The sequence below is a fragment of the Microcoleus sp. B6-A1 genome (assembly GCF_036705085.1).
Classification (GTDB): Bacteria; Cyanobacteriota; Cyanobacteriia; order Cyanobacteriales; family Microcoleaceae; genus Microcoleus.
The window spans coordinates 1-13,147 of sequence record NZ_JAUBTU010000041.1; the positions used below are offsets into that span (position 1 = coordinate 1).

Consider the following 13,147-nt stretch of genomic DNA (forward strand, 5'->3'; position numbering starts at 1 on the left):
AGAGTCTAACTCATGGACTGGCTAATTTCATAAAGTCCTTTTTTTGTCAACTCCTAATACTGAACCGACGCCCTAGGGGCGGTCCACTGATTCTAATTCCTTTTTCTTTGCACCATGCTCGGTTTTCCCGATTTCGGTAAATGCGATCTGCATGAACGGATTCTGGATAATATCCTGTGCACCTATGATATGCTTCTAAAGAGTGCTTTTAAGTCTCCTGATTCATTAAAGTTATCCCAGCTCATCCGGTCTAAGAATACATATCCTTCAAAACAACTGGCTGATAGTTTGGCTCGCCTCTCTACGCTTTTTCCGGCTTTTCCTCTGACTCTCGGGCGAATGTGGGGCTGACTTAAACTTACTATTCTATCCTCAATACTCTGTTTATTGTTGTCAAATAACCATTGCTGCTAGCGATAGATTTCTGTGAGGAATAGCCTGGTTTTATATTGCTTTTTGTTCAGACCTTATAAGGTCGCACCTGACTCGATTAGCTGTTCAATATGAGGGAGGTTTCTTTTGATATATTGAAGTTGTTTTTTAATTGCCTGTCTTCTTTTGTTTCGGGTGGTTCGTCTTTGCGAAAGCTACTGCTAAGTAGTCTTTTCTTGCTAGATTACGGTAGGTTCTTGGTTTTTTATGGGTTTTTTATTTGATTTGTTTATACAGGATGTCTATGATTTTTTCTGTATGAACTCTGGTCCCGTTTAATAGTCCTAAGTCGGTTGGATAACTAATGTCGGCTGGGGCACAGGTAGCATCTATGATTAATTTTCCGCGATTAAGTGAGTCATTTTTGGCGTCCGAATCCTTTTTTTTTCTGGTTTAACTGGGGTGATGGAGCGGATTTTTTCAACCATTCGTTCGTTGACTTTATTAATTAAGTTCGGACTAATTCTTTGCCGAAAATGAACTAATAGAGATGGGTCAAAGGGTAGCTCGTTACTGTAGCTTGATTGACCAATAAAGTATTGTAGATAGGGGTTTTCCCGAATCTGTTCTACTGTGAGGCGATCGCTAATTCCTAATTTTTCTTTAATAATTAATGCCCCAATGCTATCCGAAAGGATTTGGCTGGCGCCCCCTTTTCTGCGGGGAAGTTGGCCGCATATTCTGATTCAAATTCATCCCACGGGATTATTTGGGCCATTTTTACCCAACGGTTGAGGGCTGACAATTTACATCAGGAAAGCTAGTTCAAAGTCTAAGGGTGGGAGGGGAGCAAGCTCAGCTTTTTTGTACACGATCGCAGATGGTGATGCACGGGTTTTGACCTATTCTACCTGTTTATCTTGCACTTTACTCTCGATCGTGCCATCTCTTAACCTTTCGCCACGTCAAGTGCGATCGATTATTCAGCAAGCCCTACTTAAACCTTGAAAAAATAGTCCAGCATATAGCCAGCAAGGGTTTTGGAGACTCGACTATATCTAAAACTGTCCGAAGTATTGATCTTACATAACGCAAATTATGTAAAGTTTTGTATCTCTACTCAACATTTCTGACCCGAAAGTAGCTATTATTAATTAGCGCCAATGAATTAAGATATGTAGCTCATGACAAAGCTTCTGGCAAGGAAGTAACTGGCAAATACTCTATTAAATAGAAAAACAATGTCCCAAAAGCTGCGAATTCTTTATGCTGCTGGTTGTGGAAATGTAATTGGTACCTATAAACATTGGGTTGTGGGTCAAGACGATCCCTCACAGCTTTCAAACACCTATTCCGGTCAATTCTACGATGTGTGTCGAGACTTGGATGCAGAGGCTTATGTAATCTCTTCATGCGAGGAAAGGAAATCCTTGCATGATGGTCGATTCCTGATTGAGCATCGCCCAATTCCACTGGGTTCTTCATCGGGTCTAGTTTATCACTTAGGTCAATTGTGGTATGGACTGCGGTTGATTGCCTCAGCTATTCGTTTCCGAGCCGACGTTGCAGTAGTCAGCAATGGAACAACACACTGGTTTATCTTGTCGCTACTTCCTTGGTTTGGGGTGGCTGTCATCCCATCACTACATTGCACTTTGTGGCGTAAATATATTCCGAAACGCAAGGTGGAAGAATTAATTTTAAAACTCAGCCATTATTTTTTTGCTAGCAGTTGCACTGCCATATTGACAATTTCCGACGATATATCTAAGCAGGTAGCAGAGCTTACAGCTAATAAACATGGGAAAATTTTGAATTTTTCCCCCACATATCGCCGCGAGCAGTTTGCAGGGATAGATACTCCCGATCAAAAACGAAAGCCATTTCGAGTCCTATTCGCGAGTCGAATTGAACGAGATAAGGGCGTTTTCGATCTTCTGGAAATTGCGAAGCGTTTGGCGACTCTTGGCAGACAGGACATCACATTCGAGCTTTGTGGAGACGGGTCTGCCCTAGAATCTGTGCGTGCGGCGGCAAAGCTTGAGGGGATTGATTCTAACTTTGTATGCCACGGTCACTGCAACAAGCAAAAAATGGGTCAGATTCTCAACCGAATGCACGTTGTTATCGTGCCAACAAAGAGTGACTTTATAGAGGGGTTCAACAAAGTTGTCGCCGAAGGCATCTTGTCAGGTCGCCCTGTCGTCACTTCAGCAGTCTGTCCAGCTATTTACTCTATGCAGGATGCCATTGTAGAAGTTCCACCGGATGACATCAATGGTTACACTGACGCACTGCTCAAATTGTGTGACGACCACGAATTCTATGAACAAAAACGACAGAGTTGCCTAGGACTACAATCGCAATTTTATGACACTCAAAGGAGTTGGGGTACATTACTCAAATCTGTCCTCATACAATTCCTACCAACCACTACTAAGTAGGGTTTGCTGAATAAGTCAGAGAAGCACCACTGATTGATTAATTAGTTATGTAAGGTTGAAGTAATGATCAGGTTTTATTGTTGACAATTACCCCAACTATAATATGTAATAATAATGGGTCTTCAGTACCTAGTATGCTAAATATATAGCGAAACAAGAAAACAAGAGATAAATTTAGTGTGTCTAATAGTGAGCAAATCCCCACGAGTATTGACACATGAGGCGCATTTATTATTGACTGTAGACAGAAGAAAAGAGCGGTTGAGATGCATTTACAGTCATGGTTAAGAAAAAGGGAATCAAACTTCTAACAGAGCTTCTGAATCTAGAGGATATCAACGTAATTTCGCAGCGTCAGCCTGAAGGGATTGGGATAATTTTACAGCTTGAGCCAATCGGAAAAGAAAGTATTTGTCCTCGTTGTCGAACAAAAAGTCATAAAGTCCATCAAAATCATCGATATATATAGCCTTTCGAGATCTCATATGAGGTACGACTGGCCTCCGTGGCCTCCGTGGCCTCCGTGGCCTCCGTGGGCATACCTCACTTTTTTGAGAACCGCTATAGTTAAAGATTTACCTTGGGGAGAAAAGCTAGTATTTTTAGAGATTAATAGACGGCAATTCAAAGGTGAAAAATGTCACAAGTTGTTTAGTGAAGACTTAGATTTTATCAGAAAAAGAAGGACTTACACAAAACGGCTAGCCAGCCAAATCCTACAGGAAGTTCTAGAGAACGATATCCACAGTGTCGCGAAAAAAAGAGTAGTGACAACAGAAGAGATAGAAAGGATTTTAAAAGATGCAGCCTCAGCAACGCCGGAATCAAAACCCAGCGAGTTGAAGAGACTAGGGATGGATGAAATAGCGATAATCAAAGGAAAAGGAAATTACTGTGCAGTATTGATAGACTTAGATAAGTCTAAATTAATCGGCATTTTAGCCGGAAGGACACAATCAGAAATTAGTCAAGTCATGAGAGGATGGGGTACAGAGGTCTTAGAGTCAATAGAAGAAGTAAGTATAGATTTGTGGAAAGGTTATAAAAATTTAGTAATAGAACTAATGCCGAATGCTCAAGTAGTTGCCGATAGATTTCAGGTAATGGCACAAATTAACAAGGAGTTAGATAGCCAAAGGAAGAGAGAGAAGATTTAATTAAGACAGCAACGACACCAAAAGAGAAAGCAAAACATGAGCAAGTAGTAGAGGGATTAAAGAAAAGTAAGTATGCCTATCCTAGAACATCTATGTCGCTGTCTGGGCGAAAATCATCTCGCAGCACCGAACCCAATAAGGCAAATTCAGTAGTTTTCCAGGGCTGGCAAAAGTCAACTATTTGAGTTTTCGGGATTTCGATATTCTTGACTAACATCTCAGTCGCCTCCGAAATCTAGTTTTAATTTTAGCAGAATCCTCAAGCTAGAGACTATACTAATTGAATGGCTATTTCTCCAACCAACTTATCAATCTCCGCCTCAGTTGTAAAATAGTGAACACAAGCCCGCACACAATCAGGATTAAGAATAGTCCGCACCATAATCCCCTGTTTCTCCAACAAATCTACCAGCTTTTTGTGCGGCATCCCATTAGTTAATAGAAACGAAACCAAACCAGCTTCCGGCGCAGATGTCCGCAAACATTCCACATCGGGAAGTTCCGACAAACGCTGCCAGAGATACTTACTGAAACGGCAGATTTCTGCATACCTTTCCTCGATCGTACCCCATTCATGTTGCAGGGCGATCGCACTCCGCAAACCCGCATACAAAGGATAAGCCGAAGTCGCAATTTCATAGCGCTGCGCTCCCGACTTCCACCCCATAACTTTAGCATTAGCATCCGTCACAATTCCCCGCCAACCGATAAACACCGGATGCAAATCTGCCAAAGCTTCAGCACTCACATAAAGCCCCCCCAAACCTTCCGGGCCGCACCACCATTTATGACCAGTAAAAGCATAAAAGTCAACCCCAGATTCAATCAAATTTAAAGGCAAAACCCCCACAGATTGAGCCGCATCAACTAACACTCTAACTTTGTGATTCTTTGCAGGCAATTCCTCTTGTCCTCCCCCTTGAATCAGGGACAAATCCTCTTGCCCATCCCCTTGAACCAGAGAAAACTCCTCTTGTCCCCCCCCTTGCCAAGGGGGGGTTAGGGGGGGTTTTATATCTGTTTGCCCCTCGGATTGAACCAGGGAAAACTTCTCTTGTCCCCCCCCTTGCCAAGGGGGGGTTAGGGGGGGTTCATGACACACTTTCACAATCTCAGCCAGAGGCAAAACTTGGCCAGTATTCCACAAAATGTGACTGATAACCAACAACCGAGTATTTGGCCGCAAACTATCAGCAATCACCGCCACCGGATCGCCTTCATTCAAAGTAGCCGCCAACGGACAAACCGAAACCTCAATGTTGAAACGGCGCTGAAGTTCCATTACACTAGCTACAATGCCGGGGTGTTCGCAGTCAGAAAGCAGCAAATGGTCGCCTGCTTTCCAGTCAATGCCCCACAGCGCAATATTGCAGCCGACGGTGACATCTTCAGTCAGGGCGATGGTTTCAGGAGGTACGGTCAACTCAGATGCGATCGCACGTCGCGTCAGCATCGCCTCCTGAACCACCCAAGCCCCCACCTCCCCCGAAAACGGCCCCCCAAGCTGCACCCGTTTGTAAGCCTCATAAATCGCCTCTAAAGCAGGCTCAGGCAGCGGCCCTTGTCCGCCGTAGTTAAAATAAGCTTTATTGGCCAAAGCTGGGAATTGTTGCCGGTGATTGTCCTTTGTCATTTTTTCTGGCGAATTATTGATAGCGTTAATATTGAATAACTGATGGTGTGAACTTTCTATCCTTTGACTTTGGCCTCAAGCTAAATAATCAATCCGTGTATCCCTGTCAAAATCCCTGTAGTGCTTTCCTTCTAATTATTCTATGCCTTGCGAATACTAAATGTTAATAACTGACAAACTGCTACTTTCCTATCAACGATGCAATCTCCGAGCATTTTTAGACACCTGCAGAGACTGGAAACAACTAGATCCCCCCAGCGACTTTTTGCTGAAACTGATGCGCGACAGCGCGGCATACCAGCAGCAAGCTTTGGAACACGAGACTTACCAACAACCATATTATCCTAGAGGGGATTGGGAAGCCGGCGCGGCCGCTACATTGAGTTTAATGCAGCAAGGGGTCGATCGCATTTACCGAGGAGTTCTGATCCAGGGCGAATTCGGCCAAACCAACGGCGCAACAACTTCTCTGGTAGGAATTGACAGTCAATATTTCCCAGAATTTGGCGAAATCCCCGAAACTCCCGTTCATCTTTCATCCTCCAATCTTCACTCTTCAAACATTACCCTGATCAGCCGCCCCCATTTATTAATCAAACAGCCGGGACAATCAAAATTTGGCAATTGGAGTTATATTACTGCGGATATTTGGCTTAGCAAGCGACCAAAACAAGAGTATCAAATTATCGCAGCTTTTCACGCCCAAGTTTTAGCTTCCGTACAGGAAACAATGCCAGAGACTGCGTGGCTGATGCTGCGAAAAAAAGGGCTATACTCCGTGAATCTCGACCAGCGAACTCCTCAGATGTTCGAGATTTTAGATGATTGCATTCGGATGATAGAAAATCGGGATAAACCAGAGGTGTTCATTTCCCGGCAAAAGTGCAATCTTTGCGGTTGGTATACTATCTGTCACGCCGAAGCAGAATCTATTAAACATCTTTCCTTATTGCCGGGAGTTACTGCCAGCCGCTATGCTAGACTAAAAACTCTCGGAATTACTGATGTAGAAGCTCTCGCTAATGCTAGTTCCGCACTGCTGGCTGAGTATCCAGAATTCCCTGACAGAGTTGCTTTTGATGTGGTGCAGCAAGCTCGATCTCACTTGCTAAATCAACCGCTGTTGCGGGAAGAAGGAAGTTTGGCAACGGATTTTGTAACGGATGTAACGGATAGAATTTCGGCAGCGAACACTGTACGGAATTTAACAAGTTTAACGGATGTAGGTGTGAGGAAAGAAGGAAGAAGGGAAGAGGCAGAAGTTAATCAATTTATCATGCCAGAAATGGCAGTAAAGAGTTTAGTAATAGGTAAAAGTGAGGTCGTCAAAACTACAGAAAATCAACCTGCGACATCTTCTATACCTGCGCCAATTCTCCGCAAGAAACCAATTCCCTATTCCCAATCTGTGTTTTTGCCGATCGCCCCAATCGAACTCTACTTTGATATTGAAGCCGAACCAGAGTTAAACTTGGATTACCTCCACGGAGTCTTAGTTGTTGACAGGTACAACAATACGGAAAAATTCCACGGTTTTTTAGCAGAATCAGCAGCAGAGGAAGGTGCAATCTGGGAGCAATTTTTAGAATTAATGTGGGCTTATCCTATTGCTCCGATTTTCCATTTTTGCGACTACGAAGTCAAGACTTTTAAGCGGCTGGCTAAACTTTACAATACTCCAGCTTATTTGTGGAAACCCGTGCTGAAACGGTTTGTAGATATTCACAAACAAGTGACGCAAAAAGCGATTATGCCGGTGGAAAGTTACGCACTCAAACCAATGGCCCGCTGGCTGGGTTTTGACTGGCGAGATGCTAAGGCTAATGGTGCTCAGTGCGTCTGCTGGTACGACGATTGGCTTAAAACTGGCGATCGATCGCTCCTAGAGGCGATCGTCCGGTACAATGAGGACGACTGTCGTGCTACATACATAGTTAAAGATTGGTTGACCAATTTTTTGCTGAATCATGAGCCGTGATTTTTAGATGTAATGAACCGCGAAGACGCCAAGCGTGCGAAGGAAGAAAGGGAAGAGGAAGATAGGTAATAATGTATTTATTGGTAAAATGCGAAAGCTAGGAAAAGCAACTATATTTATTGTCTGTTTTTTGATGGCAGCAAGTGTTGCTATTTGGGTAAACCAATCAGCTCAATCTTTCGCTGTTACGAAAATAGATTTTATCGGTAGAGCAATATTTCCGACAGGTTCTCCGTTTCAGGGGACGGAGATTGGCGGACTTTCGGGCATTACTTATGATGCCGAGAAACAAGTTTATTATGCCATTTCTGATGACCGCAGCAGCAAGGCTCCGGCGCGTTTCTATACTCTCAAAATCAACTTGCAATCTGGTAAACTGGAAAAAGAGCAAATTACTTTTACTGGTGTCACTACTTTATTAGATGAAAACGGCAAAGGTTTTCCTGAATTAAGTTTAGATCCCGAAGGGATAGCTTTTACTGGCAATAGCGTTTTTGTTTCTTCTGAGGGAGATGTCGATCGCCAAATAAATCCTTTTATCAAAGAGTTCTCCCTCGATGGTAAACTCCTGAAAACGCTGGCAATTCCTGAACTGTTTTTGCCGGATGACAAAGGCACTAAAGGAATCCGCAACAATCTCGCTTTTGAAAGTTTAACTTTAACGCCCGATCGCAAATATCTATTCACCGCTACCGAAAACGCTATAGTTCAAGATGGCGCCGTAGCTTCCCTGGAAACTGGGAGCCCGTGCCGGATTTTGCGCTACGATGCGGTGAGCGGCAATCCAGAAGCATCGTTTCTCTACATCACCGAACCGCTACCCGCTGGTGCGAATCCTGTGGGAAAATTAACTAGCAACGGTTTAGTGGATTTGTTGGCGATCCACGATAACCGCTTGCTGAGTTTAGAGCGTGCTTTCTCCCTGGAAACCGGCACAACTATCAGAATTTTTGAGATTTCTCTGGAAAAGGGCGATCGTATTGAAGCACTCGAAAGCCTCAAAAGCCGTCTGGGCGAGGTTTCTACCGCTCAAAAACGCCTGCTGCTGGATTTGGACACGCTGAAAATTCCCCTAGACAACATTGAGGGGTTGACATTTGGCCCCGTCCTGGCGGATGCTAGCAGAGGTCTGATTTTGGTGAGCGACAACAACTTCAGCCCGTTGCAAGAGACTCAAATTTTGGGCTTCCAAATAAAAGTTCAAAAAACCTCTTGACAAAAGGTGAAGTTATAGGCATAATAGAAATTGTGCCTGAAAAAACGGCAAAACGAGGGACAGTAGTTCAATTGGTTAGAGCACCGCCCTGTCACGGCGGAAGTTGCGGGTTCGAGCCCCGTCTGTCCCGTTCTCTCGTAAATAGAAAGTTTAAAATACAAAGTTTAAGCTTTTGGTATTTTATTAATTGAGTAAGGAGGAGCGAAATATGACCGTTACGCTCATTAACCTCTCACCGGAAAAAACTACACAACGGGTAGTATTATCTAATATCAGTTGGCAGACTTACGAAAGCTTATTAGCAGAAGCAGGAGACAAGAGAGCCTCGCGATTTTCATACTCTCAAGGAGTCTTAGAAATTCTCATGCCATCCGACTTGCATGAAACTATTAACTGTTTGCTTAAACGGATTGTTACAGCTTTGACTGAGGAGTTGGACTTGAAGATTAAGGGATTTGGTTCGACGACTCTCAACCGTGAAGATTTAGAACAAGGTGCAGAACCAGATTCCTGTTTTTATATCCAAAATGTTGATCGCATTCTAGGGAGAAGGCTTGACATCTCAACCGCTCCTCCCCCAGACTTGGTAATTGAAGTTGATATTACCAGTCCTTCTTCTAATCGATTTGTAGTTTACACACAGCTAGAAATCCCTGAAGTTTGGCGGTATCGGGGACAAAATGTACAAATTTATCAATTGCAAAATCGGGAATATATTACCTGCGATCGCAGTCCGACATTTCCCATCCTTTCTGTAGCAATGCTCAATCAATTCTTGCAGATGGCAGAAACTCAAGATGACAATGCCATAATTCGGTCTTTGCGTCAATGGGCGAACGAGCAGTTGCGATCGCCCGAAAATGAGCAATAATACTAAACTTAATAGAACTAATTCCTTTCTCCCACGGACGATCGACTCCCAGCAGCGCTCAAAGGTGCGAGGAAATAAAGGGTCGGGCTATCTGATATGTCAAAACCAGGACGATGGGCACGAGAATCGGAATAGCAACTAGCAGTCCCCATTTGCCAAACCTAAGTTTTTGACCGTCCGATTTGAACAGGAAAATCACAGCGGCAATTCCCATAAGTATCCAGAGACCACCGAAGCCCATGAAAACTGTATAACCTGCATCTTGCATTTTCTTTCCCGCTTTTAATAGTAGTCAATCTTTAATGTTAGGTGCAGTCTGTTTCTGCTGACATCTTCTGATAGACCGATCGCACTTACTAAATATGACTCATTTCGAGTTTGGCCGGCAGCGGCCCTGACTTTCGCACTTGATGCGCTGAGTTCGATCGCTCATAATTATTGCTAAATCCGGCCTTCCCGTCAACTTCAGTCGCCAGTGGGCCCAAATTCCGTACAGCCAATTGGCGATCGCCCCGATCACTGGTAACTTAGTAACTGCATAAATCCATCCCATCCCTAAAATCTCGTAGGTGCGGCGAAAAACCTCCACATTTTTAATTGCCGTACCGTCGGGTAATATCGCGTGAATCCGACCCATCGCCGTTTCGTAGTCGATTCCGCCGTGGGCCTTCGGGTTGTAGCCATCATCCGCGATATCCACAAACGACACTAAACCTCGTCCCGCATCGCGTTTTTTTAAGAAATTAACCTCCCGCACGCACAGAGGACATTCACCGTCGTACAGCAACTCAATCTGCCAAGCAGGCGCAACAGAGTTGGGTGAGGGCGCAACAGATTCGGAAAACTCGGTTTTAGCAGCAGACATAGGGAAATATATTTTAATTTCGTCGATCGCACACAAACATTTTACAAGCATCAATAGTTATCAGGTGCGCCTTGGGTACTCCTAAAGCAGTTATTTGTGCTGTGAAAAATAGTCCCAAAGGTGAATCCCGTCTTGGCCACCCGCAAGCTAATATCATCAAGATGCCCTCTCCTGCCTTGCCGGAGACTTTCGCCCGATCGCCCGCCCGCTTTCGCGATCCGAAGGAAAGCCCTCGAACAGGATCGCGTATTATCAAGCAATTAGAGGCAAAGCACCTGCCAAGCACAACTATTAAGTCGGCAACAAAAAAATATAATAAAATTTGAAGTCTTAACTCAATTGGCGTAAGTCCCACGCTGTAATTGTACTCAATTGGGCGTTGGGATATAAGCTTTCGCAAGGTCTATGAAAAAGAGCGACAATTTACTGTTTCTCTAGCAAAAAAACCTGTAAGATATAAGTGGTTGCGACCCACCCACTCGACTGCAAACAACAGGTCACAGTAGCAGTAGTATGCTTACCAAGGATAACTGCGAGAGAAAAGGGGAAAAAACAGACCGCTGGTTGGCAAGGTAACGCCCTACCGTAAAATATAAACCATGTTTGTTGTACGAAAACAGTTTTTGGTCTTGGGAAACAGGACTTCTGCGTGGGTTCCCTACGAAGGGATAAAGGCTGCAAAGCTAGAGATGCAGTGTCAGACTCGGATCGTCTTCAGTGACGAATCTCGGTAATGAGATACCCAACAGAGCAACGGCAGATGATACACGAAGCCTAAACGCTCACCGAAGGTCAGTGCTAGGTATTTCACACATCAGCTATTCGCCCAACCAGCAAATCGCCCCCAATCTAAAAGCAAAAATCTACATGAATGTCAGAGTCCGTCTAGCCCCCAGTCCCACCGGAAACCTACACATCGGTACCGCCAGAACCGCCGTATTCAACTGGCTGTTTGCCCGCAACCAAGGCGGCAAATTCATCCTGCGGGTAGAAGACACAGACGTAGAACGTTCTAAAAGCGAATACACCGATAACATCCTCGAAGGACTCACCTGGCTGGGTATGGAGTGGGACGAAGGCCCCAGTTTTCAGTCGCAGCGTCTGGAAATATACCGCCAAGCAGTCCAAACCCTTCTCGACAATGGACTCGCCTACCGCTGCTACACCACGTCGGAAGAACTCGACGAAATGCGGGAAGCACAAAAAGCCAACAAACAAGCCCCCCGCTACGACAACCGGCACCGCAACTTGACAAGCCAACAGCGCGCAGCTTTTGAAGGCGAAGGGCGACAAGCTGTGATTCGGTTTATCATCGACGACGATCGCACGATCGCTTGGAACGACATGGTGCGCGACACCGTAACCTGGAAAGGTAGCGACCTCGGCGGTGATATGGTAATTGCCCGTGCATCCAGCGGCGGCGTCATCGGCCAACCACTCTACAACCTCGCCGTAGTTGTCGATGACATCGACATGGGCATCACCCACGTCATCCGCGGCGAAGATCACATCGGCAATACTCCCAAACAAATATTGCTCTACGAAGCTTTGGGCGCGACAATCCCAGAATTTGCCCACACGCCGCTGATTTTAAACTCCCAAGGACAAAAGCTTTCTAAACGCGACGGCGTAACCTCGATTTCTGACTTCAAAGATATGGGCTACCTGCCCGAAGCTTTAGTTAATTACATGACTTTGCTCGGTTGGACTCCGCCGGATTCCACGCAGGAAATATTTACACTGTCGGAAGCAGCAGAATTATTTACATTCTATCGAGTCAACAAAGCTGGTGCAAAATTTGATTGGGATAAACTCAATTGGCTAAACAGTCAATACCTGCACAAAATGCCAGTGCCGCAATTGACAGATTTGCTGATACCTTATTGGTGGCAGAAAGGCGGTTATGAGTTTGACTTGGAGGCCGATCGCCCCTGGCTCGAACAAATAGCTGCTTTAATCGGCCCGAGTCTCGTTCGCTTAACCGATGCTGTGGATATGTGTAAGGTATTCTTCTCCACCACCGTGGAATACGAAGAAGAAGCACTCGCACAATTGCAGCAAACAGGGGCTGCACAGGCTTTACAAGCAGTTGTAGAAGCGATGGAAAGTCATTCCTCCCTGACATCAGCGGAAGCTCAGAAAATCACTAAAAAGCTCAGTAAAGAGAAAAATCTTAACAAAGGGCTAATTATGCGATCGCTCAGAGCCGCTCTGACAGGTGCAATGCACGGCCCCGACCTGATAGAATCTTGGGTAATCCTTCACCAGCGAGGAACGGCTAAAACCCGTTTGCTTGATGCCATTAGCAACTTGAATTTGCCTGGTGTTGGTGTGGCGGCCGAAACTCCAACCCCAGAACAACCAAACGCAGAAACAGTCGCCGAAACTCCTGCTACAGAACAGCCAGCAGTCGAAACACCGACTGTGGAAACAGCAGCGGCAGAGGTGACAGCAGTCGAAATATCGCCTGTGGAAACAGTCGAAATATCGGCTACCGAAACACCCGGAACCGAGGCTTCAGCAGTCGAAATATCGCCTGTGGAAACAGCCGGCACCGAGGCTTCAGCAGTCGAAATATCGCCTGTGGAAACAGCCGGCACCGAGGTTTCAG

The 13,147-nt window shown here is 45.1% G+C and carries 7 protein-coding genes, 1 tRNA gene and 3 pseudogenes; 7 read left to right on the plus strand and 4 right to left on the minus strand.

From position 1 onward, the window contains the following. Positions 1-67: 67 nt before the first annotated feature. Positions 68-1,244: pseudogene (locus QUB11_RS16695) on the minus strand (IS5 family transposase); the annotation flags it as partial. Positions 1,245-1,613: 369 nt separating this feature from the next. Here QUB11_RS16695 and QUB11_RS16700 point away from each other — a divergent pair. Together QUB11_RS16700 and QUB11_RS16705 are read left to right on the plus strand one after the other, a co-directional pair. Then, entirely contained in the window at positions 1,614-2,816 is a 1,203-nt protein-coding gene (locus QUB11_RS16700) for a glycosyltransferase (RefSeq protein WP_333204836.1), read from the plus strand. Between the two features lie 551 nt (positions 2,817-3,367). Beyond that, positions 3,368-3,973, plus strand: coding sequence for a transposase (locus tag QUB11_RS16705; protein ID WP_333204834.1), 606 nt, complete (start codon positions 3,368-3,370; stop codon positions 3,971-3,973). A gap of 82 nt (positions 3,974-4,055) precedes the next feature. On the opposite strand, the pseudogene QUB11_RS16710 reads toward QUB11_RS16705, so the two are convergent. Together QUB11_RS16710 and QUB11_RS16715 are read right to left on the minus strand one after the other, a co-directional pair. Then, positions 4,056-4,190, minus strand: a pseudogene (locus tag QUB11_RS16710) (nucleotidyltransferase domain-containing protein); the annotation flags it as partial. Positions 4,191-4,244: 54 nt separating this feature from the next. Next, complete coding sequence (locus QUB11_RS16715) at positions 4,245-5,606, minus strand: aminotransferase class V-fold PLP-dependent enzyme (protein WP_333204830.1); 1,362 nt, start codon at positions 5,604-5,606, stop codon at positions 4,245-4,247. Between the two features lie 160 nt (positions 5,607-5,766). On the opposite strand from QUB11_RS16715, the gene QUB11_RS16720 reads away from it, so the two are divergent. The 4 genes from QUB11_RS16720 (at position 5,767) to QUB11_RS16735 (ending at position 9,671) form a co-directional block, all read left to right on the plus strand. Beyond that, positions 5,767-7,584, plus strand: coding sequence for a TM0106 family RecB-like putative nuclease (locus tag QUB11_RS16720; RefSeq protein ID WP_333204828.1), 1,818 nt, complete (start codon positions 5,767-5,769; stop codon positions 7,582-7,584). 88 nt (positions 7,585-7,672) lie between these two features. After that, entirely contained in the window at positions 7,673-8,800 is a 1,128-nt protein-coding gene (locus QUB11_RS16725; protein WP_333257142.1) for an esterase-like activity of phytase family protein, read from the plus strand. A 56-nt stretch (positions 8,801-8,856) separates the two neighbouring features. Further along, positions 8,857-8,930: transfer RNA gene (locus QUB11_RS16730), tRNA-Asp, on the plus strand. 78 nt (positions 8,931-9,008) lie between these two features. Then, a complete protein-coding gene (locus QUB11_RS16735) occupies positions 9,009-9,671 on the plus strand; it encodes a Uma2 family endonuclease (protein WP_333204825.1) in 663 nt (220 codons plus the stop codon). 367 nt (positions 9,672-10,038) lie between these two features. Here the strand turns inward: QUB11_RS16735 and QUB11_RS16740 are convergent, their stop codons facing one another. Then, positions 10,039-10,587, minus strand: coding sequence for a DUF393 domain-containing protein (locus QUB11_RS16740; RefSeq protein WP_333257145.1), 549 nt, complete (start codon positions 10,585-10,587; stop codon positions 10,039-10,041). 816 nt (positions 10,588-11,403) lie between these two features. Here QUB11_RS16740 and gltX point away from each other — a divergent pair. Beyond that, a pseudogene (gltX, locus tag QUB11_RS16745) lies at positions 11,404-12,846 on the plus strand (glutamate--tRNA ligase); the annotation flags it as partial. Positions 12,847-13,147: the final 301 nt, after the last annotated feature.

Coding starts and splice junctions, on each gene's coding strand:
- QUB11_RS16700 (WP_333204836.1), top strand. CDS start 1,614: ATGTCCCAAAAGCTGCGAATTCTTTATGCTGCTGGTTGTGGAAATGTA.
- QUB11_RS16715 (WP_333204830.1), bottom strand. CDS start 5,606: ATGACAAAGGACAATCACCGGCAACAATTCCCAGCTTTGGCCAATAAA.
- QUB11_RS16720 (WP_333204828.1), top strand. CDS start 5,767: ATGTTAATAACTGACAAACTGCTACTTTCCTATCAACGATGCAATCTC.
- QUB11_RS16725 (WP_333257142.1), top strand. CDS start 7,673: ATGCGAAAGCTAGGAAAAGCAACTATATTTATTGTCTGTTTTTTGATG.
- QUB11_RS16735 (WP_333204825.1), top strand. CDS start 9,009: ATGACCGTTACGCTCATTAACCTCTCACCGGAAAAAACTACACAACGG.
- QUB11_RS16740 (WP_333257145.1), bottom strand. CDS start 10,587: ATGCTTGTAAAATGTTTGTGTGCGATCGACGAAATTAAAATATATTTC.